The following is a 23,265-nucleotide window of genomic DNA, read 5'->3' on the forward strand; positions in this document are numbered from 1 at the left end:
CTGATTAGCCCCTTAACTTAATTGTTAAGGGGCTTTTCTTTGTCTTTATTTATGATATTTTTAATGAATATTTTATTTTAATTAGAGTTAGAACTATGAAAATAAAAAGAATTAATTCTACACAGTCTCACCCTAGAGTTCTTTCGACAGGAAAGAATAGTGTTTTAGGCAGTTATGATTTTAATACTACACTTGTTTGTCTTGAATCTCTTAGTAAAGAAGATTTAGAGGAAATGATAAAGCATTTGCATGCTCTTAACCTAGAGAAAAAACCTCTAAGTTACGAAGCTTATAAAACGTTATCAAAAATACAGCCATTAGTCGTCCATGAGTATACACATTTTTTTGACTGTACCTCTACAGTTTGGGGAGCAAAGTATTTAAGTATGATGGCAAAAGCATATGAAGCTGATAATCTCAATTATGGAGGAATTGAAAAGGATTTTCACTATGCGAAAAGGTTCTATGACTTATTAAAGTTTCTTCGTTTACCAGAATATTTTACTGAAAAGACGGAAGCTATAGATAATGTTAGACCGTGGCTATACCAAGAAACAATGGGTAATAGGTTTCTCAGTTCAGGTCAAACTAGTAATCACCCTATAATGTTTATAAGGTTTTTGAATGAAGATTCTGAACTCTTAGTACGTTCACCGATATCTACGATTTCTTTACTAGAATGTACTGCTATGGCTCAGGAAATTGATAAAACTATTCAACTAATTCAGTTATCATCTGAACCTTCTAAAACAATTGAAGCTAAACGGTATAATAAAAAAATTTTTGATTATATTTATAATAGAGAAATTACAGAATATTCTGTTTGTGCTCATTTGATGGCAAATCAATATAGTGAGCCAGATATTCACTTGACTTATCAAGCGTCTGCACTTCTCTGTCGTATGGTTTTGAATACACCATCGAGTATTTATTTACAAATAGTTGAAGAGTTTAATTTTGGAAGTTTATTTAGTTCACTTCCATGGATAACAAAGATAAAGCTAGGCTTAGATTACTTAGATTGTGGTATTCTCTATTATCTTGTTTGTAAGGCAATGCCGAAAGGTAAATTAGAAAACTTAGATAGTATGTTTTCTCTGATCCTTGGAGCTTATAATAGATTAGGTGTTAGTTATGAACATCTAAAAGCAGAATCGGAAAAAGAGTTCTTAGAATATTCACATGCAGCAGCTACTTCTAAAATTTCAAGTATTTCTAAAATTGCCAAAGCGGGTCAAAAGAACTATAGTTTAACTGATTGGAATAAAATTAGATTAGATTTCCATCTTTTAAGTCTTCCACGTGCTCTTCTAGGAGACTCTAATCAAGCTCATTTTTTTCCAAGGGATGAAAACTCACTTGACTTAGGAGATATAGAGCAGATTTATAATGAGCTTGTCACAGGTCAGCTTTGGACTGAACGATTTGCTGAGGCTTGTAACTAGCTATAGTGTAAGTTTATCTCTATAAATTAACTGCTATTTATATTAAAATTTATTAATTAGCGCCAAAAAATATTTCACTATGTAATATGTATTACTTAGATAAGAGCATCCATAAACACCTCAAAAGTAACCTACCAAAACGATATGCGCAACCAAGCTGTGCATCTAGAATCAAACAATGAAATCATAACTTGTGTATACCTAAAATCAGAGTAAAGATTAAATTACTTTTTACACATCAAAAAGCCCATATTAGAGAACTAATACGGGCTTTTATATGCCATAAAGCATTCAACAAACTAGGCTAATCATTAAGCCCCTTCACCAAACTTACCACTTTGGAAATCAGTGACCGCTTGCATGATTTCTTGCTGACTGTTCATGACAAACGGACCGTATTGTACAATCGGCTCGCGTAGTGGGCGACCCGTGATTAAGATCACTTTGGTATCCTCACTACTATCGGCTGTGATTGTAACACCATCGGCATCTTTATCATTTTTTAAGATAGCCATGTTTTTACTCGGTACGATTTCGCCTTCAATGTCTACCGTACCGCGATAGACAAAGGCAAACGCATTGTGATCGGCTGGAATGGCTTGGCTAAAGCTCGTTCCTGCTGGTAAACGGATATCCAAATACGTCGGCTCAGTAATGTCGCGGGTGACTGCACCTTCTACGCGATGCGATGTACCTGCGATTACCGTAACGTCTACGCCATCTTCAGTTGTGTATTTAGGCAAGTCCTCACTTTGGAAGTCTTTATACCAAGGGTCATTCATTTTATCTTTGGCAGGTAGATTAAGCCACAGCTGAAAGCCTTCCATCGCGCCGTCTTCTTGTTCCGGTAGCTCTGAATGAATAACACCGCTCGCCGCTGTCATCCACTGCACGCCGCCGTTCTGTAATAGCCCTTCATTACCCGCGCTATCACGATGACGCATACGGCCTGTAATCATATAAGTAATGGTTTCAAAGCCGCGATGCGGGTGATTGGGGAACCCTGCGACATAATCATCGGGATTGTCGCTTTTGAAGTTATCTAGCATCAAGTACGGATCGAGGCGCTGTTGCAGCTGCTGCGTCAGTACACGAGTTAATTTAACGCCAGCGCCGTCTTGGGTATCGACCCCAGCAAAAAGCTGCTCGATTTGACGCGATTGGGTCACAGTATCTTTTTTGCTATTCGCTACAGTATTATTCATTATTCTTTCCTGATTTTTTAATATCTGTTGGTGAGCATTGATTTATTACTCTTAGCTATTTATTTGAGGCCAAGGGGATATATTTCAATAGTATTATGTAGTTTATATTAATAAGTATTAATGATAATTAAGTATTATTTAATCAATTATCAGTACAAGAGGGATTACTATTAAAGAGTAGCCAATAATAAAAATCTTACTTACCTACTGAGGTTTAATTGCTAAACTGATGAGCATTAACCAATACCATGCTTAGAATAGAGAACGGATAATATGGCAGTCGATTTTAGTAACACATTGATAGTGGCTATTTCTGCAACCGCCTTGTTTGATTTAGCAGAATCAGAAAATTATTTATTACAACTGTTGGAGCAACGTCCTGAAAGCGCTATAAAAGAGTTTCGCGACTATATGGCCGCTCGTGAGAACGAGCCATTGGATATTGGCGCGGGTTATCCGCTGATTAAAGCCCTACTAAATTTGAATCATTATTGTGAAGACGATACTGTACAGCTCCCTGATATTGAAGCGCCTTTGGTCGAAGTGGTGATTGTCTCAAAGAGCAGTCCAGATACGGGCATTCAAGTACTTAATGCCATTCGAGAACATGGACTCAATATTTCTCGATCGGCATTTATATCGGGCAGTCCTGTCTCGCCTTATATCAAAGACTTCAATGTTGATTTATTTTTGACCACCAATCGTGAGGATGCGCAGCAAGTTGCTGATGCCAATATTTGTGCCTGTGCGATACTCGATGCGACGCCTGTCAATACTTATAAATTGGATACCAAACAGCTGCGTATCGCTTTTGATGGTGATGCTGTGCTTTTTGATGATTCAGGCGAGCTATTATATAAGCAAAAAGGATTGCGTGCTTTTCATGATCGTGAAGCCCAAATGCGTGACTTACCGATTGAAAAAGGACCTTATGCCGAGCTATTGATTAAGCTATCAAACTTACAGGAACGTTTGCCTGCTGGTCTGCAATATTCACCGATTAAGATTGCGTTGGTGACGGCTCGCAACGCCCCCGCGGATCTGCGGGCTATCAAGACGCTACGAGAGTGGGGCGTCAATGTGGATATGGCGTTTTTCTTGGGTGGGCTTGAAAAAACAGCGGTATTAAAGACCTTTGCACCGCATATTTTCTTTGATGATTCGGTCAAACATATCGATGCCGCGCGCAGTTTTGTTCCTACCGCCTTAGTGCCTTATCATTCGACCTCGTTACTGCATGCCAATAGTTATTTAACAGCGGACAAAGATGCTTCATTATTATCATTTAAACCGATACAGCAACCACTGTTTTCAGTGAACCATTAAGGTCTGTTTAATAAAATGAAATGAATAGGATAAAAGATTATATGAAGTGGCGGCAATTACTCACGTTGATATTAGTACGAATCAAGCAAGTTATTGGCTTATATGCTTTTGTTTTAGTGCCAATGTGGGGGATGTTTTTTCTTAACAAGTTTGCGCTGTTCGGGCTGTGGAATATCTTTGGTATCGTACCGCGAGCCCTTGATCTCGGCAGCATGATAGGGATTTTTGCTTCATGGACGATGCATGGTAATTTTTCACATTTGCTTGGCAATACTTTGACATTATTACAAATTCTGTTTTTATTTGGGCTGTTTGAAAACAACGCGTATCGTACAGTGGTTAAGCTTATTATAGCCTCTGGATTGGTAACGTGGATCATTGGCTCGCCGCTATCGATTCATATCGGGGCATCAGGACTATGTTTTGCGATGCTTGGTTATATGATAGGTGGCGCTGTCTTCGCAAGGCGTTGGGGCTATCTATTGGCCTGCATTGTCATGGGCACGGGCTACTGGTTGACTATCAAACAAGGATTAATGCCGCAGCAAGGTATCTCCTTTGCGGCACATTTCGGTGGTCTATGTGCTGGTTTATTGCTCGGGGCAAACTCAAAACATCAGTATACTGCCACTGTTCAGCGTTATTAATTGCTCAATGTTATTCATTGATAGACACTACTAACTGCGAGGCGTTTTACGGATTATCTAGTGGTTTTGTAAACTTATCTTTATCTGAATATTTGGCCATTTTTAGCCCATTTAGTCAATTTTATTCAGATTGAGGACAGTCTCTAGCTTTTATTGTTACAAATACTGATGAATAGGGGATCATCTGTTGCTAAGGGCTGCCATTTGGTTGAGCTATTAACGTGCTCATCAACCGTCAAAGTACTGTCTTTCGCTGGCATAATATAATCGGCACGGGCTGGTGTGCTGCAGTCAATTACCTGCGCAACTTGCTTGACACTCATGCGTCTTTCAAACAGATATAGATTGGTTAGATAGATATCTGGATTGTCTACTTGCGGCCGTGCGTGACCGCTATCGGCTGCCATAAAGCGTATTGTCTGTGGTTTTACATACGACCATGGTCGAAACCACACACTCTCTTCAATCTTTTTGACCACGGTCATCCCTTCTGGTAATTGAGCGACTTGCTGATCATACCAGTTATATTCTTGATGTACCTGAAACCCAAAAATACCAAGAGCAGCAAAGGCTGGAATCAGCCATTTTGGTGCTTTTTTGCCCGCCAATTTGCTGAGGTGAGTTATAACAAGTGCCAACCCAGCCAAACCAAATCCGGCAGCCATGGTGGCGATAAACTCATAAAGCATAAGACTTTTCCTTAATACATGGCGCGTATAGGCCAATCATAAAATAGTAAATTTTTATCATGTCGTTCTTATAAAGCGGCTTTTTATAGATTAACTGTCACTAAACGACTGTTATCAAATAATTTCTATTACGCTATATAGATAAAAAAACACTCACAAGCAGCGGCCGCCTGTGAGTGATATGCATAAAGGATACCATACTACATACCAGAGCTTAGTGGTCCACTGCGCCGCCAGCTCCGCGTGGAGAACGAACGCTTTCAACCAATTCTTGGATATGTAATGGTGGTGCTTTAGTCGCGTAAGATACAATGAACGCAACGATAAAGTTGAGCAAGGCACCAATCGCACCAAATGATAATGGCGAGATACCAAACAACCAGTATTCTTCCGTATCAGGGAAGTTAGCCGTACCACTGATGAAGAACCAGCCTTTGAAAACAAAGATATAAACCAAGATACTAATCAGACCTGTCAACATACCGGCGATAGCGCCAAGGTTGTTAATACGCTTAGAGAAAATACCCATCATCAATGCTGGGAACAGTGAAGCACCTGCAATACCAAAGGCTAAGGCGACCACCTGTGCGGCAAACCCTGGTGGATTAATACCCAGCCAAGTAGCCACGACAATCGCGACACCCATTGTGATACGGGCGACACGTAGCTCACCCTTATCAGTGATGTTTGGATTAAGGTTTCTTTTAATCAAGTCATGACTGATGGCTGATGAGATGGCAAGTAGTAGACCAGCGGCTGTTGATAGTGCTGCTGCCAAACCACCTGCAGCGATAAGACCGATAACCCATGGTGGCAGTTGAGCGATTTCTGGGTTAGCCAATACTAAGATATCGGCGTTGACGTCTAGCTCGTTACCTGCCCAACCTGCATTGGCAAAGCGGCCATCGACTTCTAGATCATGTGCTGTGCGAGCTTCTGCTACAGCAGCAGTGGCAGCTGCAACATCTCCGCCTTCTGCTTCAGCCGTGTTGAGTGCTAGCTGAGCCGCACCCAATCCACTGTCGTTATATAACTGAATACGACCATCGTTATTTAGGTCGTTATATTTAATAAGACCAGTATCTTCCCATGTTCTCATCCAATCTGGACGCTGCTCATAAGTAAGCGCAGGCTCTTCCACACCTTGTGGATAGATCGTATCGATCAAGTTGAGACGCGCCATTGCACCCACTGCAGGGGCGGTAAAGTATAGTAATGAGATAAATACAAGGGTCCAACCCGCTGTCCAACGTGCGTCAGCGACTTTAGGAACCGTGAAAAAGCGAATGATAACGTGGGGCAGACCCGCAGTACCAATCATAAGCGATAAGGTAAACAGCACCATATTTAGCTTGTTAGGAACGTCAGCTGTATAAGCTGCAAAGCCTAAATCAGTGACTACTTGATCGAGTTTGGTTAATAAAGGAATACCTGCTTCAGTATAGTTAGAGAATAAACCAAGACCGGGAATTGGATTGCCTGTTAACTCAAGTGAGATAAAGACCGCAGGAATGGTATAAGCAATCATAAGAACGACATACTGCGCAACCTGCGTATAAGTGATCCCCTTCATGCCACCAAGTACAGCGTAGAAGAAGACAACGACCGCAGCAATCAGTAGGCCAGTGGTGTTTTCAACTTCTAAGAAGCGTGAGAAAGCAACGCCAGCACCAGTCATCTGACCGATAACATAAGTAGTCGAGGCGATAATCAAACAAACCACGGCAATCATAGCCGCTGTCTTAGAATAAAAACGGTCGCCGATAAAGTCAGGAACCGTAAATTTACCGAACTTACGTAAGTATGGCGCTAGGAGCATCGCTAGCAGTACATAGCCACCTGTCCAACCCATTAAATACGTCGAGGCACCATAACCACCAGCGGCAAGGATACCGGCCATCGAGATAAATGACGCCGCACTCATCCAGTCAGCAGCCGTTGCCATACCGTTCACGACCGGATGCACACCGCCACCAGCCACATAGAATTCGCTGGTCGTACCAGCACGCGCCCAAATCGCAATACCGAAGTAGAGAGCGAAGGACAGACCCACAAAAATAATATTAATTGTAAATTGACTCATAGTGCTATTCCTCGTCTACGCCATATTGTTTATCTAACTTGTTCATACGCCACGCGTAAAAAAAGATCAAGATGATGAAGACTGCAATAGAACCTTGCTGAGCAAACCAGAAACCTAGATCAGTACCGCCGATTCTAATGCCTGCTAACAGAGGACGCAAAAGAATAGCAAAACCATAAGAAACTAGTGCCCAAATGGCTAGGCTACCTAGGATGAGACGGACATTGGCACGCCAATAACCGGATGGATCGTTGTGTTTTTCCATAGGACAACTCCTTTTGTCTTGCATAAAAGCGGAATTATTGGTTTAAGCGTGATAAGCCGTTATGGTCTAGCAAGTATCACTAAAAGCGATACGACGTTTATAGCAATGACCAGCATTGCCTGACAAACGATCAAAGCAGAACGGAAACGACAAATCAGCGTCATTAACTAAAATCACCAACAAAATAAGCGAGTTTTGGACTATTTTTCGACTGAAAACATCATAAAAAATAACTATTCACTGCTCATTACCCTCAAAAAGTGGGTAATACCTAAAATATGATGGATTGCTTAAAATTTAATTATTTAAAATAAATAGCAGTATTAATTAAATCTGACAGGCAGGAAGAACGATATATTTCGAGGAAGGTAGATGGGGCATAACAATCCATTGTTCTTGAAGCTCTTATCTTCCTGACAAGCATCTTAAGGTTTGTAGAACGCTAATTACTCATGCCAATAAGTAAATATTAACTTTATCGGAATGTCTATACCATTCAAGGTATCAGTAATAAAAAAATTGATAAGAAAATTTCAATCGTTAAACGTATGGTCAATCAATGCGACGAAACACTTATTCTGACACGATATACATAAATTATAAACGTTACTGAAATACTACTACAACTGTCTAAATTGTGCTGTGAATTTGTTACTTTATACATTCTATAGGATATGAGTGGCAAGTAACATTTATTTTAAAAATAAAGTTACTAAGTTGATAACCAAATGTGATGATTGTAGGGCATTTAATCTCTATAGAATGCCCGTAGCGTTTTGATAGCAAGTATTGAATACCAATAAATCAAGATTTTTACTGATTAAACCCTGTTATCAGTATCTAAAAAAGTAGGTTATACAAAGCGTAAATGAGGAGCTCGTATGAACGAAGGCATAGCAAATTGGTTCAATAGTATCGTCAATTATGGCGTTAGTATTATCTGGGGTAACAATGATTGGTTGATCGCGAGTAATCCTTGGTACGGATTGCTCATGTTCGTACTGATTGGCGCAGGTATTTATTTTACCATCGTCACCCGCTTTATCCAATTTCGCCACTTTGGTCACATGTGGCAGCTATTACGCGTCTCAAACCAAGGGCGTAAAGATGGCGGCATCAGCTCGTTTGAGGCTTTGATGACCTCACTTGCGGCGCGTGTTGGTACGGGTAACTTGGCGGGGGTTGCCATTGCTATTTATCTCGGTGGTCCGGGTGCTGTTTTTTGGATGTGGATGACCGCGATAGTCGGTATGTCGACCAGCTTTATTGAGTCGACTTTAGCGCAAGCATATAAGGTGCCGCACAATGATAACGTTTACCGCGGTGGACCTGCTTACTATATCGAGAAAGGTTTAGGAAAGCGCTGGCTGGCGATATTTTTCTCGCTTTGCCTACTCGTCGCATTTGGTCTGGCATTTAATGGCGTGCAATCCAATACGATTGCGCAAGCGACCAATGAAGCGTTTGGCATTCCAACGTGGATGACAGGTTTGGTGCTGGTCGTATTGGTGGCGCCAGTGGTATTTGGTGGTTTGCGCTCGGTAGCCCGCATCGCGGGCAAAATCGTACCAGTGATGGCTATTTTATATATTTTATTAGCGCTATTCATTATCGTGACCAATTTCAGTCAGTTCCCAGCAGCGATTGCTTTGATTGTAAAGTCAGCCTTTGGCTTTGAGCAAGCAGCGGGCGGGGTCATCGGTTACGGTATCGCTCAGGCGATGATCAACGGTATCAAACGCGGTTTGTTTTCTAACGAAGCCGGTATGGGCTCCGCACCCAATGCGGCGGCAACGGCCAAAAGTCATCCCGATCATCCAGCAGTGCAAGGATTTATGCAGATGCTCGGGGTCTTTATGGATACCTTGGTTATTTGTACCGCTACTGCCTCTATTATTATCTTGTCTGGAGTGGTTGACCCCAACGTCGAACAAGAAGGTATCCAGCTTACTCAGTTGGCACTATCGCAATATGTTGGCGATATGGGGGTAATATTCGTCGCGATTGCTATTTTCTTTTTCTCATTTACGTCTATCATTGCTAACTATAGTTATGGCGAGTCTAATCTTGAATTTATCTCTGGTGCCAAAAATGCCAAAGTGATGATTATGATTTTCCGCTTTATGGTTTTAGGTATGGTGTTCGTCGGCGCGATTGCTAGTTTGCCAGCAATATGGAACTTTGCTGATTTGTCGATGGGTCTTATGGCCTTGACCAACTTAGTCGCTATTTTAATCCTATCGCCAGTGGCCTTAAGAATATTGCGTGACTATGAGCGACAAGTAAAAGAGGGCAAAACTGGCGATCAAATTAAATTTAATCCTGATGACTTTGTGAAGCTAAAAGACGAAGCCAATCGTGATGCCTGGACGGATTAAGCTGACAGATTGGTTGTGATTATTAAATAAAATGTATAAGTAAAAAAAACCGCTCTTATGATTAAGAGCGGTTTTTTATTGATTTCTTTATCTCAAATATGATTTACATATTTGGATAGTTAGGACCGCCGCCACCTTCTGGCGTCACCCAAGTAATGTTCTGCGAAGGATCTTTGATATCACAGGTCTTACAATGCACACAGTTTTGCGCATTGATAACGAACTTAGCGCCTTCTGCATCTTTGACTACTTCATAAACACCCGCTGGGCAGTACAAACGTGCTGGCTCAGCATATAAAGGTAAGTTAATTGAAATAGGCACCGTTTGATCGGTAAGTTTTAAGTGCGTTGGTTGATCTTCAGCATGGTTGGTATTAGAGATAAATACCGACGATAACTTATCAAAGATCAGTTTACCATCAGGCTTGAGGTAAGTAGGCTGATAAGCGTGGTTGGCACGCTCTAGCTGATCGTAATCTGGCAGGTTATCGTGTAAGGTAAATGGCATTTTACCTTTCAATAAGTTGTGCTCGATAAAGGTGAAAGCACCACCCATGAATAGACCCATACGGTGTATTGCAGGCGAGAAGTTGCGCGACTCGTAATTATCTTGGTACAACCACGACTCTTTATACATAGTCGTATAAGCAATCACTTCGTCATGCTGACGATCAGCTTGTACCGCTTCGAAAATCGCTTCGGCGGCGAGCATGCCTGACTTCATTGACGTGTGCGTGCCTTTGATCTTGGCAGGGTTCAAGAATCCAGCGTCATCACCGACCAATACACCTCCAGGGAAGGTGAATTTTGGTAAGGAGTTGAGACCGCCCTTAGTCAAAGCACGAGCGCCGTAAGAGATACGCTTGCCGCCTTCGAGTACATTCTTAATGACAGGGTGCGTCTTTAGGCGCTGCATCTCGTCAAATGGCGACATGTACGGGTTATGATAGGACAAATCAGCGACAAGACCAAAGCTTACTTGGTTGTTTTCATCGAAGTATAACCACCAACCACCAGTAGAACCCGTTTCGGTCAATGGCCAGCCAAGTCCGTGCATGACCACGCCTTGCTCGTGCTTCTCTGGCACAACTTCCCACAATTCTTTTAGACCAATACCATAATGCTGAGGATCTGAGTCTTTATCAAGATCAAAACGGCTGATTAAGCGTTTGCCTAGATGACCACGGCTGCCTTCGGCAAAAATAGTATATTTGGCAAGCAGCTCATAACCCGGCTCAAAGCTTGGCTTGGCTTCGCCATTGGCCGCCACACCCATATCACCAGTCAGGATACCGCGTACCGAACCATCGTCATTATATAAGATGTCATCAGCTGGGAAGCCTGGGAACATCATGACTTCTAACTCTTCGGCTTGTACGGCCAACCAACGAACCACATTTCCCAATGAGACAATATAGTTGCCGTCATTGTGCATCGGTGTTGGGATTAAAGGATCTGGTACTTTGGTAGAGCGTGTGGCTGAATTTAAGTAGTAGAAGCGATCTTCGGTGGCTGGCACGTTTAGCGGTGCGCCTTTTTCTTTCCAGTCTGGTATCAGCTCATTTAAAGCACGCGGCTCGATAACAGCGCCAGATAAAGTATGAGCACCGAATTCAGAGCCTTTTTCAACCACACAAACCATAAATTCATCATTGCCAGCTTTGATAGCGAGCTGACGCAGACGAATCGCAGCAGATAGACCCGCAGGTCCGCCGCCGACGATGATGACGTCGAATTCCATTGATTCGCGCTCAATCTCAGGCTCTGCCGCGACAGGTTCTACTACTGGTTCAGGCGTTTTTTCGACCGCTACTTTCTCGGCAGGCTCTTTATCCACGGCGACAGGTTCGACTGCTGCTTCTGTCGCAGTTTCAATGGTCTCAGCTTTTTTGAGGTCGGCGGTTTCGACAGCAATCTCTTCAGCTGGCGCTTCTTTGGTCAGCGTCGTTGACTCTGGCTTTGTGGTGTCTAGCTTGGCCGTATCTGTCGCGACTGGTGCATCAGTGTGAACGCTATCACCGTCGACGACTGGCTTTTGATTGTCTTGCTCTTGCATACCTACTCCTAAACTTTTAGTGGCTTATCTCAGGGCATCATTAGCTTAACAATTGCATAATAAGGCTTGCGGCGCTAATTTCACTCAGACATATGGCTGCTCGACAGAAACTGTCTTTGCGGCATCAATTGACAACGTTGCTGTTAAACCTAGTGAATAAAAAGCGATCAACATATCCGCTAATAAAATGTGTCACTAAGACAACGCGCACTTGACTGTTTCAATAAAAAATCGTTACTCATTATAAAAGAAAAGTCCTACAAACACGATACGCATTTATGAGTATCGGTGTTAAGGTAAGATTTGGGTAGTAAAGGTATAATGACGATATGGTCCCATCATACCCGAAACTAAAATTTATAGTAATAGTAGATTTTCCAAACTTTAATTACTAGGTAAAGGATTAGATGATGAGCGATAATAATATTAAGACGGATAATAATTCGCAAAACAGTGCTAACAGACCGCAGGACGTGGCATCCAACCCAAATGCTATAGAAGCACTGAATCAATATTTAAAGTCTGCTGCAGGGACACGTGAAGGTCGGTCGATACCGCCACTGGAAAAGTGGCATCCTGAACAAGTCGCCGATATGGATTTGGTCATCAAAGCCAACGGTGAATGGTGGCATGAGGGCGGGCAAATGACCAGAGAGTCATTGGTGAGCTTATTTGCCACTATCTTATGGAAAGAAGAAAATAATGGGGTAGTAGAGTACTTTTTAAAGACGCCTGTACAAAAACTTCGCATCCAAGTGGAAGATGCACCGTTACTTATCAATGATGTTGGTATCGTTAAAGAAGCTAATCATAGCTGGCTAGAGTTTACCACGACGACTGGCGATGTGGTACGTTTAGACGATGAGCATCCGATTACTTTGCAGACTTATACAGCTGATGACTCTGCTGATAATCAAGCTGACACGCAAGTAAAACCTTATATGCCAGTCAGAAATGGCTTGACTGCGTTGATCGCTCGTAATGCCTTTTATCATCTAACTGAAATCGGCGAATTAACAGAGCGAGCAGGTGAGACAATACTGACCTTGCAAAGTGGTGGCCAGTCTTATGAGCTGTCGATGCCAGCTGGCTAATTAGCATCAAGCCTCAATAAAAACTGTCTATCCATACGATAGACTGTTTTTTATTTATCATAAAAATACCGTTTTAAACGCGCTATTGAGAAGCTAAGTTTCAAGGGTTGTGTCTAAAAGATTGCGTCTAAAGAATTATGTTTAAAAATTAACATTTGAAAAATGCTATTGAAATGAAGGTATCGATATGAAAACAGCGGTAGCGTACCGATGAATATTGCTGCAGCCAACCTGTTAAACGTAGTTGAGACACCGTCGACTGCCGTTGAAAAGCAGGATTTTAAACAAGCGGTTATTCATAGCGCTGAAAATACCACTTCGGTTAGCCAAACTATGGCTAATAAAGAGCGCAATGCGCCGATTGGCTTATTTGATTCTGGGGTTGGTGGTCTGTCTGTGTATCTGCATTTAGCCCAGCAACTCCCTGCCGAGCGTTATGTTTATTATGCAGATACCTTGCATGTACCGTATGGCAATCGTGATAGCAAAGACATCGAAGCATTGACCTTGACAGCCGTAGAGTGGTTGTATCAGCAGGGCTGCAAGCTCATTGTGATTGCTTGCAACAGTGCATCTGCTTATGCTTTAGAGACAGCTAGACGTTGTTATCCGCAGTTGCCTATTGTCGGCTTGGTACCAGCGCTCAAGCCCGCCGTGTTAGCAAGTAAAAGCAATCATGTCGCGGTATTGGCCACCAAAGCAACTTTGAACGGTACGCTACTTAATGAAGTCATCACGGCTATTGCTAGTCCTAACCGTACCCTAGTGACCAAGTATTTTGATCCAGAGCTGGTGCCTTGGGTCGAGGCAGGCATGCCAGAAGAGTGTGAGACCGCACAACGGCTACGCCAGCAGCTACAGATATTTGCACAAAACGGAGTCGATCAATTGGTGCTGGGCTGTACTCATTATCCATTTTTTAAAGCATTCTTATTGGATGAGATTGCACAGCAACAGCTATCGATACAAGTGGTGGACTCAGGACAGGCGATTGCTGAACGGGTCAAGCAACTATTAGTGGCAAACCAAATTTCTGCTTTGCTTAATGATGGTGCTCAGGATGATCATAAAGAGAGTAGGGATATGGGCATAATTAACCGACCACCGTTGACTTTTTATGCAACCAAATATGATGAAAAATTGGCTATACTGATACAGCGTTTGCTTGGCAAAGAGACACACCTACAGTACTATGCTTAGTAAGCTCCATCATTGATAGGTAATGGCAAGCCCTTTTATATCCACAATTTTGCATTTATATCAGTTACTATCCCTCTAATGAGAAAATAAACTGAGCGTATCTGCCTAGGATTATGCTAGGCTAGTCTGTGCAAGACAAGATATTTGTGCTTTTATTCCACCCATACTTATTTGTGTCATTATCCAAGCGCAGAGGTTATTTTGCCAAACCGTCGTTATCATATTCATGTCATTTGCGCTGACAACGATCAGTTGTTGGTTTTGAACAGTGTGGCGATTTTTTTTCAGGCGCGGGCATTCTTAACCTACGATGTCTCTAGTAAGTTACCGAAAGCTTCATTATACGGTCGCCAATGTATCGATGCCTGTGATTATGCGCTAATGATCATTGGCGATAGCTATGGCACCATGCAAAACACTGGTGTCAGTCAAATGCATCTGAGCTATCTGAATGCCAAAGCCAAGCTCAAGCCTTTACTCATCTTGGTCAAAAACCATCCTCAGGGTGCAGATGTCAGTCGGCAGTTGCAAGAGTTTATTAATACGGTTACTCAGCAAGCTAAGCATTTGCATCATTATGATGAGGATACGGATATTGAGAAACTGCTCATTCAAGCCTACCCTAACATGGTGATTCAACATAGCGTAAAAGACGTGTGGGTAAGGGTTAGTGAAGAATCAGTCCGGCTAAGCAAACAAGCCGCCTTGTCTGAATCCATAATCTCCCCATCCCCTACGAGCACGCTGCTAAAACAAAATAACCGTGTCGTCCACCAAGGTACTGCCACGGATAGTGTCAGTAAACCTATCGTCTTAACAGACACTTTCGTGATTCAATATAGTGCGCAAGCCTATGCTGGCGGCAACTTGACAGATGTCACCAGATCGATGACCTTAACGTGGCAAGAGATATTGAGCACCTTGATGAAAATACCGGCGACATTCTCAAGCTACGGTTTACAAAGTGCCATTAATCGTCTCATTGCCTCCAAGGCTGAGCACGATATTAAGCAAGAGATGCCCAACGTCCACGCCGTAGCACGCTGCCAAATTGCCCAAAATGACTTAAACCATTTGCAACGCCAGCTGGTCGCAGCGAACTGGATACAGTTAACGACTTATGGTACGCGAGTCTCACAAGAATTGTGGAAATTGACTTTCTATGCCCAAAACCTACTAAAAAATAAACAATCAACCGTTCAGACTTAGTAATGGTAATCAGAAACTCTAATCAATGGCACGGTAAGGATTGTCAACGGATTTCCTGTGCTTGCTACTACGTTTTGTAATACAAAGCATACGCGGCAACGGTTGTGAATTTAGCCAAGACTCGTGATAATAAAGGTCAATAGCGTAAAATGGTTTTACGATATTGGTTAGTAGAATAATAGTTATTAAAATAATAATTGAGATAAAAACGATTCAAATGGTGTACTAGCCTATATAAACTTATCTACCGTAAAAACGACAAACATAAAAGCGTATAATAATATTGACTGATTAAGGAGCACTATCATGAGTAATGATAAACATGACGAGTTAAGAAAAGAGATTGATGGCCTAGAGAAAACCATGCATGATGCCGAACAATATCACACGCTAGAAGAGCAAGTGGCGGATATGAAGCGCCGTGGCATCGACCCTAGTAAAGCCTATAAAGATTGGGACAAAAAACAGGAAGACGAAGATTGGGGCGACGACACCTGGAAAGAAAATGGTAAATGGGAGCCGAAGACGCCTGCGGATTTGGATGATAAAGCCCGTGAAAATTGGGATGGTAATAATGGCAAACCCAATCCACCACCGATCGTATAAATGATCTCAATAGGTAATCGCTTGATCAAAAAAAGCCACGCTAATCATATTAGCGTGGCTTTTTTTGATCTATAACAATTAGGTTTATCACAAACTTAGCGCATGCCCTCATTTTAAAAATAGTAATAAAAATGAGGACATGCTGTAGTGCTATGAACCTTCGTCAACACGCACGAGCTTCACGCTACCATCGGCACTTGTCACGCGGCGATAACGCGTATTGCCAGAACTTGATGGTTGGACTGACGACTGAGGGGAGTAAGTGATGGGACTGCTCGTTTGTTGTTGAATCAACTGTCCCATGCGATCAGCAGAGGCAGGCTGTAAAGGCTGACTGTTCGCTGGTTGCCCATATTGGTTGCCATATTGTGTGCTTCTTGGAGCTATGTTTCCTGCATTTCCAATGATTGAACGGTAAAATTTCTGTCCTGCGCGTCCATCAGCGGGGAAGATGCCCTTACTGGTTTGGTACTGCTGAATCGCAGTGCGAGTATTGTCTCCAATAATGCCGTCGACTTCACCAATATCATAACCAGCATTTAACAGCGCTTGCTGAATGTCTTTGGCTTGCTGGCGACTGATACCCGGATCATCGGTAGGCCAAGCAGTGACGAAGTCAGTTTTGCTGCTGTCTTCTTTGGTAATTAGGTCTGACAAATGCGCGATGGCTAAGGCGTAGTTCTCTGACGCGTTGTACGAATAAAACGTATCGAAGTTTTTACCCACTAAGAAAGCAGGGCCTTCAGCGCCTGCAGGTAATAGTAATCCTGCACTATTCAAGTCGTAAGGCAATGGACTGCCATTGGCGAGCGTTAGCCCTTGATCGCGCCAGTGGCTGATAGACTTTTTGTTCTTTCGGTCAGAGGCGGCCCAATAACCACTGGGCAACTTGACTTCGTAACCCCACGGCTCGCCAGTACGATAACCACGATTGTCCAAGAAGTTAGCGGTAGAGGCTAGCGCGTCAGGGACGCTATTAACCAAGTCGCGACGACCATCGCCATCAAAATCAACGGCCAATTCTAAAAAAGTGCTCGGCATAAACTGCGTTTGCCCAAAAGCACCTGCCCATGAGCCAGTCATATCATTTGGCGCAATATCGCCATTTTGAACGATTTTTAGCGCATTGGCATATTCACCTTGAAAGTAGCTCTGACGACGGTCAAAACAAGACAGCGTCGCTAGGGATTCAAACAACGGCTTTTTGCCCAATGTCTGACCGAAGTTTGACTCAACACCCCAGACGCCTAGTACGTGCTCGGCTTTGACCCCATAGCGTGATTCGATTTTACGTAGCGTATCACTCCACTGGCGCTTGGCACGAATACCGTCTTCTACGCGCTCGCTATCGACCAGTGATGAGAGATAATCCCAAACGTCTTTTTGAAACTCTGGTTGATAGTTCAACGATTGAATGACGCTAGGATCAGGCTGGCTTGGGCGATAGTTGTTAAAGGTATAACCATCAACTCCGCTAAATTTGCTAGAGTTTTTTAATCCATCTAAACATTGTTGCAGCTCGGCATTCGATAAGTCTGGGGCTGGAGGTTTGGCCGCTTGGGCAGTGCTAGCAAAACTCAAACCAACAGCAAGGCTAAGTAGCGATAAAGTAGAAACTGGAGTCAAACGCATGAAAATGTCCTATAAACGTCAAAGTGGTCATTAAAAGAGGATGCAGAACTGGTTAAGGCAGTATGGACTTAGAGTAACCAATCTAAATAGTAAAGAAAAGGTATCGAAGCACTCAGTTACTATAAATGGACGCTGGCGTGAGGTTAGGAGAGGGTTTTGGATGGAAAAGTCTAGTGTCAAAATGCCTAGCATCTTAGTAGATCCTTATTTTCACTAAAACCCAACTACTTCTCCAAAACCTTATCCAACTCATTAATAAAGTTATGAATGCGCTCTGCATTTTTGCCCAAATCGCTACCGCCAACCCGTGACTTACTGCGAATATCGAGCAGACGCTCACTGCCGTTATCCGTCACACGTACGACAACGTCGTCTTTAAAGCCGAACCACATCGTACTATCTGTCGCTTCGACAATGCCTTTATCCACATCACTATTTACCAAATCCCAGCCTAAATTATTGATGGCTTGTTCGGTCGCCTTGATCAATTCAGACTTTGATTGCGTATAGCTCAAGGTTTTCAGATCCGGATAGGCGTCACGTTGTTGTTTTGCAGCTTCCGCACCTGCGTACTCAACGGGATTTGGCGCATCAGCGCGTAGTGGGGCAATGGCCACAAACTTAGGTGGATTAATCAAGTCGGTCGATATATCGTGAATAGGCGGTACACTTTTGCCTTTATTCATCATACTTAGCGGCATAGCTATGGCAATAGCAGACAGTAGCAGCGCTATTACCGTGCTACCAAGTGTCACTGTTTTGCGTTTAAATATCATTTGTAAAACGAGTAAGATAAGGGCAGCGATGCCAGCAAACACGCCGAATTTAAATCCCGTAAAGGCGGTACCCAAATCGACGATGCCATATTTATAAAGCGGACCGGGTAGCGCCACCAGCAAAAAGGCGATTAAGCTGACGAGACTAACTAAAGCTTTCATTAGGTTTCTCCGTTATGATTTAATCGTCGCTTAATCACTATTGAATCATTGCGATAATTAAGCTTATATTTAATTCAACAGCCAAACATGCTCAGTGACTTTTAGCTCAGGTGCGGAGCCAATAGTAGCAGGTTCATTTATCAGCTCGTTAATTTGATAGTGCTCGCCATAGTATTGCTGTATCTGTTCGCTACTAATCGAGAAGGGTGGTCCATTCTTTTTACTTTGGTCATAATTCAATGTGAGTAACAGTTGCGGCGCTATTTTATTACTCACATTAACACCAAGTTTGTGTACGTGCTCGCTATATTTCATACGCATATTGGCTGGCAGGGCAATCAATGCCGCTTTATCATATACTGCATCGACAAAGCCAATATCCTCAGCTGTTAGCGCAAAAATATCAGCGACCCATAACGTTATTGTTCGTCCTGTTAGCTGACCTTGATAATATTTGATCGCTGGATTACGCACATGCTGATGTACAGTAGGTATGATATTTTGTTCAGCAAAGAATTCTTGTACGGCTGTCTCAACCAGTTCAACGCCAACCACGTCATAGCCTTGCGCTGCTAGCCATGCCATATCTATTGACTTACCACATAAAGGCACAAATACTCGACCACCAGTGGGCACGTTTAAATGGCTAAAGTATTTCGTTAATAACGGATTAACTTCAGACTGATTAAAACCAATGCGTTTCTCTTGCCAGCGCGCTTGCCAAAATTCAGGGTTCATAAGTTCGCCTTTATTCATTGAAGTTTATATTATTAGTTATTTTTATAATAGCTTTTTGGTTAATAATACTAAGGGTATTAAAAAGCCAAACGCCTATGGAATAAGCGTTTGGCTATGATTAAAAGTCGCTCTAAGAACTATGCTTTTTCAGCAGTTTCTTATTTAACGTTTTGTTTAGCTCACCATGTACTTACTGAACTCTTTACGCAATTTGGCAAGCTTTGGCGGTATGGCGAAGTTGCAATAAGCCTGTCCCGGATTTCTATTGAAGAAGTCTTGATGGGTCTCTTCTGCTTGATAAAATTCAACGGCAGGGTGTACTTCTGTGACGACGTTGAGACCCATGTCGCGTAGTTTGTTGATTGTGCGATCGACGGTTGGTTTTTGATCTTCGTCTGTGTAAAACACCACGCTGCGATATTGGCTACCAACATCATTGCCTTGACGATCCATCGTGGTGGGATCGTGAGTGGCAAAGAAAACATCGAGTATGACTTCTAACGGGACGATAGACTCATCAAACTTAACCTTGATGACTTCAACGTGTCCGGTGTCGCCGCCGCAGACGGCTTCATAGTTAGCAGAGACAGCATCGCCGCCCATATAGCCTGAAACGACAGACTGTACGCCTTTGACGGATAAAAATACAGATTCGGTGCACCAGAAACAGCCACCGCCTAATATAATGGTTTGCATAATTTTTCCTATTATTATAGATGTTGTTATAGAGATAGGCTAAGGTCTTTATTTGGATGCAATGATGTCATTTTTCAATGACTTGTTACTTTGAAGAATTTATTACCCTTAGCGCGACCTAATCAGCTTAGCAGGGCAGTTGGCTGCGATAAGTAACAAACAGTAATGTTATAATGGGCTTTTGCTACGTTAGTCCGCTCTGGGCTAACGCTATCAGTTGAATAGCATCGATTAAATAGTATCGATCAGAACCACTGAGCATTTCCCAATCAAAGTTTCAATGTCGAAAACCAAAAACCAAAAACGAGTCGCACCATGAACCAAGCCAAGCCTGCTATCAAACATGACACCTTATTCACAACGCCACTCGATAAAGCGGCGCGCTTTTCCTTTGATGAGCAAGTGGTGGCTTGTTTCCCTGATATGATTCGCCGCAGTGTTCCCGGTTACGGTCAAGTATTGGCCATGCTGCCTATCTTTGCTCGTCGTCATTGTAAATATCGTCAGCAGGATGATAAGGGTCAGCGTGTCAGTCGTATCTATGATTTGGGTTGCTCGCTTGGTGGCGCAAGTATGGCACTCGCTGGTGAGTTTGAGCCGCAAGACTTACAAATTAAAGCGATTGATATTTCGCCTGCAATGACCGCTGAAGCGACGACTTTATTGAATGATCATTATCCTGAGCACGATATAGAAGTGATCACTGCGGATATTCGTGATATTGAGCTTGAACCCTGCGATATGGTGATTTTGAACTTAACGTTACAGTTTTTACCTGCTGCCGATAGAGTTGCAGTATTAGAGAAAATTTATGCCGCATTAAGTGAAGGTGGCATACTAGTACTAACTGAGAAAACCCATGCGTTTGATGAGCAGTATGATGCATGGTTGGTTGAGCGTTATTACGACTTTAAGCGCGCCAACGGCTATACCGAGATGGAAATTAGCGGCAAGCGTAATGCGCTAGAAAACGTCTTGATTACCGATACTTTAGATGAGCATCATCAGCGTTTAGGACAAGTTGGTTTCGCGCGGCATCTCACGTGGTTTCAGTTTTTGAATTTCGTTTCTGTGGTGGCGTTTAAATAGGATTTATTTTGGGGGCAAACAAGGCACTAATATGATTCCATCTATAGCTGAACAACATATTCATCAAGTGTTAACAAAAAAAATGAGCATACAATCGTTTGAACAATGGTTGTATGAAGACAACGTATTAGAGTCTAGCAACCCTGATTTGTATCTTGAGCTGATTTCCTTTGATTATAGTTCTGAAGATAGTTTTAAGGATTACTATGATAGTTTTGCAAGATACGTCCATTTTTACAAGTTTGAAGCAGACCGAATAACAGAATATCTAAACTCAATTATCAATAGAGATGAAGGTTGTGGTGATGCGATTCATGAAATGTATCATTTGTATCACGATAATTACAAGTTTCTTGAAAGGCTAGGGATGGCATACGGAGTTCGCTTAACAGATTACGATACTTCGATACCAAATGATGAATTAAACGATATTTTAGATGACTTTTATCCCGAGATTATTAGCAACGCTAAAAATGTATTAGGTTGGCTAGAAGAAGGCAAAATTGTTTTTAAAGGTCAGGATAATAGTGATAGTGTTTTTGAGTACGACGACCTTCGTAGTGAAGCGGAGATTCTACAAGGAAATGCGTAGCGTATACTTAATTTAATGGCACAAGTAAATACTCGCGTTATGAGCTATTAGAAAATTCTATTTAAAGAAATTTCAGGTGCGCTGGGCACACCCTACGAAGTATATGCTTCTGCCGAGGGACGAGGCGTGAGCATAATTATTAAAGAACACCGAGCTATGCCTCGCATATTTGCCCACTTTTAAAGCACTCCAATCTTGAGGCTCATTTTTTTTGCTTTTTCTTTACTTTCACTGTTTTCATTATTATCCATTTAAATAACAATCAACACGGTAATCTGCTTTTATGCTTAACGACACTATCATCCACGCCGAACGCGAACTGTATTTAACCTTATTAGAGCTGGCACAGCAGCAGCCGAGCGCCTATGAGTGGCTGTCAAAATTACCCACGTGGTTAAATGATATCAAGGATAAAGCCAACTATGCGCATGCGCCGGCTTATCAAGCGTCGGTAGCACGTTTGCCAACATTAGCCGTTTATAATGTGGATTTGGACAGTGACATATTGACGATTAATGCGCCGTTGAGTGACTCTGAGCGCAAACAAACCATGGCGCTACTAAAGCAATTGATGCCATGGCGCAAAGGGCCTTTTCAGATTGGTGGTCAAGTCGATAGTGGTCAGAATGAAGATCAACAAGCCGCGCCAATTTTTATAGATACCGAGTGGCACAGTGATTGGAAGTGGCAGCGGGTCGCACCGCATTTAGGAAATTTAAAAGGTCGGCGTGTTTTAGATGTCGGCGGCGGCTCCGGTTATCACGGTTGGCGTATGGCAGGGGCTGGCGCGGATACAGTAATTATCATTGATCCGTCTTGCCTGTTTTATCATCAGTTTATGGCGATTCGTCATTTTGTGGGTAACGCTGATGCTCATGTTCATGGTACAGGTCGTTATCGTACCCATTATATTCCCGTACCATTAGAAGCATTGCCAGAGCACAGTCAGCTGTTTGATACCGTGTTTAGTATGGGCGTGCTGTATCATCGTCAGTCACCCTTTGAGCACCTGCAACAACTCAAAGGACAGTTGGTAAAAGGTGGTGAGTTGGTGCTTGAGACTTTGGTCATTGAAGGCGATGCCAATACGGTACTGGTGCCGCATGATCGCTATGCGCAAATGAATAACGTGTATTTTTTGCCGTCAGTCGCCGCATTAATTGGCTGGCTAGAAAAGGCTGGATTCTCAGACGTGCGCTGCGTAGATGTAGCCGTAACCTCGATTGAGGAACAACGTAAAACGGAATGGATGACCTATCATTCGTTAGCCGATTTTTTAGACCCCAATGATTCTAGCAAAACCCTCGAAGGCTATCCTGCACCGATGCGCGCGACCTTGATTGCCAAAAAGTAGCTCGTACTTACCTACCATAAGGA

The 23,265-nt window shown here is 42.6% G+C and carries 20 protein-coding genes; 11 read left to right on the plus strand and 9 right to left on the minus strand.

Annotated features, from left to right (window positions below):
• Nucleotides 1-95: 95 nt before the first annotated feature.
• Nucleotides 96-1,445, plus strand: a complete 1,350-nt coding sequence (locus CXF65_RS03850; protein ID WP_101211104.1) for a hypothetical protein — start codon at nucleotides 96-98, stop codon at nucleotides 1,443-1,445.
• 311 nt (nucleotides 1,446-1,756) lie between these two features.
• Here the strand turns inward: CXF65_RS03850 and CXF65_RS03860 are convergent, their stop codons facing one another.
• Nucleotides 1,757-2,650 carry a pirin family protein gene (locus CXF65_RS03860; protein ID WP_101211105.1) on the minus strand — a complete coding sequence of 298 codons (894 nt, stop codon included), beginning with the start codon at nucleotides 2,648-2,650 and terminating at the stop codon, nucleotides 1,757-1,759.
• 273 nt (nucleotides 2,651-2,923) lie between these two features.
• Between CXF65_RS03860 and CXF65_RS03865 the strand changes: the two genes are divergently transcribed.
• Complete coding sequence (locus CXF65_RS03865; protein ID WP_101211106.1) at nucleotides 2,924-3,976, plus strand: 5'-nucleotidase; 1,053 nt, start codon at nucleotides 2,924-2,926, stop codon at nucleotides 3,974-3,976.
• A 41-nt stretch (nucleotides 3,977-4,017) separates the two neighbouring features.
• Complete coding sequence (locus CXF65_RS03870; protein ID WP_101211107.1) at nucleotides 4,018-4,623, plus strand: rhomboid family intramembrane serine protease; 606 nt, start codon at nucleotides 4,018-4,020, stop codon at nucleotides 4,621-4,623.
• A 143-nt stretch (nucleotides 4,624-4,766) separates the two neighbouring features.
• Here CXF65_RS03870 and CXF65_RS03875 read toward each other — a convergent pair whose 3' ends face one another.
• The 3 genes from CXF65_RS03875 to CXF65_RS03885 all read right to left on the minus strand — a co-directional run bounded on the left by CXF65_RS03875 (nucleotide 4,767) and on the right by CXF65_RS03885 (nucleotide 7,660).
• Nucleotides 4,767-5,312 carry a hypothetical protein gene (locus tag CXF65_RS03875; protein ID WP_101211108.1) on the minus strand — a complete coding sequence of 182 codons (546 nt, stop codon included), beginning with the start codon at nucleotides 5,310-5,312 and terminating at the stop codon, nucleotides 4,767-4,769.
• Nucleotides 5,313-5,526: 214 nt separating this feature from the next.
• The gene (locus CXF65_RS03880; RefSeq protein ID WP_101211109.1) at nucleotides 5,527-7,395 is read right to left on the minus strand and encodes a sodium:solute symporter family protein; all 1,869 of its coding nucleotides are present in this window, start codon (nucleotides 7,393-7,395) and stop codon (nucleotides 5,527-5,529) included.
• Between the two features lie 4 nt (nucleotides 7,396-7,399).
• The gene (locus CXF65_RS03885) at nucleotides 7,400-7,660 is read right to left on the minus strand and encodes a DUF4212 domain-containing protein (protein WP_101211110.1); all 261 of its coding nucleotides are present in this window, start codon (nucleotides 7,658-7,660) and stop codon (nucleotides 7,400-7,402) included.
• Nucleotides 7,661-8,541: 881 nt separating this feature from the next.
• On the opposite strand from CXF65_RS03885, the gene CXF65_RS03890 reads away from it, so the two are divergent.
• Complete coding sequence (locus CXF65_RS03890) at nucleotides 8,542-10,038, plus strand: alanine/glycine:cation symporter family protein (protein ID WP_025651604.1); 1,497 nt, start codon at nucleotides 8,542-8,544, stop codon at nucleotides 10,036-10,038.
• A 103-nt stretch (nucleotides 10,039-10,141) separates the two neighbouring features.
• Here the strand turns inward: CXF65_RS03890 and CXF65_RS03895 are convergent, their stop codons facing one another.
• On the minus strand, nucleotides 10,142-11,779 hold the full coding sequence (locus CXF65_RS03895) for an electron transfer flavoprotein-ubiquinone oxidoreductase (RefSeq protein WP_101211154.1): 1,638 nt from the start codon (nucleotides 11,777-11,779) through the stop codon (nucleotides 10,142-10,144).
• 725 nt (nucleotides 11,780-12,504) lie between these two features.
• Here CXF65_RS03895 and CXF65_RS03900 point away from each other — a divergent pair.
• The 4 genes from CXF65_RS03900 (at nucleotide 12,505) to CXF65_RS03915 (ending at nucleotide 16,203) form a co-directional block, all read left to right on the plus strand.
• A complete protein-coding gene (locus CXF65_RS03900) occupies nucleotides 12,505-13,188 on the plus strand; it encodes a DUF1285 domain-containing protein (protein ID WP_025651602.1) in 684 nt (227 codons plus the stop codon).
• Nucleotides 13,189-13,398: 210 nt separating this feature from the next.
• Complete coding sequence (gene murI, locus CXF65_RS03905; protein WP_025651601.1) at nucleotides 13,399-14,388, plus strand: glutamate racemase; 990 nt, start codon at nucleotides 13,399-13,401, stop codon at nucleotides 14,386-14,388.
• A gap of 144 nt (nucleotides 14,389-14,532) precedes the next feature.
• Nucleotides 14,533-15,597: a DUF4062 domain-containing protein gene (locus tag CXF65_RS03910; protein WP_025651600.1), complete on the plus strand. Its 1,065-nt coding sequence runs from the start codon at nucleotides 14,533-14,535 to the stop codon at nucleotides 15,595-15,597.
• Between the two features lie 306 nt (nucleotides 15,598-15,903).
• On the plus strand, nucleotides 15,904-16,203 hold the full coding sequence (locus CXF65_RS03915) for a hypothetical protein (RefSeq protein WP_025651599.1): 300 nt from the start codon (nucleotides 15,904-15,906) through the stop codon (nucleotides 16,201-16,203).
• Nucleotides 16,204-16,353: 150 nt separating this feature from the next.
• Here CXF65_RS03915 and CXF65_RS03920 read toward each other — a convergent pair whose 3' ends face one another.
• The 4 genes from CXF65_RS03920 to msrA all read right to left on the minus strand — a co-directional run bounded on the left by CXF65_RS03920 (nucleotide 16,354) and on the right by msrA (nucleotide 20,207).
• On the minus strand, nucleotides 16,354-17,835 hold the full coding sequence (locus tag CXF65_RS03920) for a lytic murein transglycosylase (RefSeq protein WP_101211111.1): 1,482 nt from the start codon (nucleotides 17,833-17,835) through the stop codon (nucleotides 16,354-16,356).
• 224 nt (nucleotides 17,836-18,059) lie between these two features.
• On the minus strand, nucleotides 18,060-18,773 hold the full coding sequence (locus CXF65_RS03925) for a DUF1499 domain-containing protein (protein ID WP_101211112.1): 714 nt from the start codon (nucleotides 18,771-18,773) through the stop codon (nucleotides 18,060-18,062).
• 69 nt (nucleotides 18,774-18,842) lie between these two features.
• Nucleotides 18,843-19,511, minus strand: a complete 669-nt coding sequence (gene tmpT, locus CXF65_RS03930) for a thiopurine S-methyltransferase (RefSeq protein ID WP_101211113.1) — start codon at nucleotides 19,509-19,511, stop codon at nucleotides 18,843-18,845.
• A gap of 174 nt (nucleotides 19,512-19,685) precedes the next feature.
• Nucleotides 19,686-20,207 (minus strand): peptide-methionine (S)-S-oxide reductase MsrA, encoded by a 522-nt coding sequence (gene msrA / locus CXF65_RS03935; RefSeq protein ID WP_025650891.1) that lies wholly within the window; start codon nucleotides 20,205-20,207, stop codon nucleotides 19,686-19,688.
• Nucleotides 20,208-20,522: 315 nt separating this feature from the next.
• Here msrA and cmoA point away from each other — a divergent pair, with 315 nt between their 5' ends.
• The 3 genes from cmoA to cmoB all read left to right on the plus strand — a co-directional run bounded on the left by cmoA (nucleotide 20,523) and on the right by cmoB (nucleotide 23,242).
• Nucleotides 20,523-21,296 (plus strand): carboxy-S-adenosyl-L-methionine synthase CmoA, encoded by a 774-nt coding sequence (cmoA, locus tag CXF65_RS03940; protein WP_101211114.1) that lies wholly within the window; start codon nucleotides 20,523-20,525, stop codon nucleotides 21,294-21,296.
• 31 nt (nucleotides 21,297-21,327) lie between these two features.
• Complete coding sequence (locus CXF65_RS03945; protein ID WP_101211115.1) at nucleotides 21,328-21,888, plus strand: hypothetical protein; 561 nt, start codon at nucleotides 21,328-21,330, stop codon at nucleotides 21,886-21,888.
• Nucleotides 21,889-22,171: 283 nt separating this feature from the next.
• Nucleotides 22,172-23,242 (plus strand): tRNA 5-methoxyuridine(34)/uridine 5-oxyacetic acid(34) synthase CmoB, encoded by a 1,071-nt coding sequence (gene cmoB, locus CXF65_RS03950; protein ID WP_101211116.1) that lies wholly within the window; start codon nucleotides 22,172-22,174, stop codon nucleotides 23,240-23,242.
• Nucleotides 23,243-23,265: the final 23 nt, after the last annotated feature.

The sequence above is a fragment of the Psychrobacter sp. Sarcosine-3u-12 genome, assembly GCF_002836005.1.
In the GTDB taxonomy this organism is placed as follows: domain Bacteria; phylum Pseudomonadota; class Gammaproteobacteria; order Pseudomonadales; family Moraxellaceae; genus Psychrobacter; species Psychrobacter okhotskensis.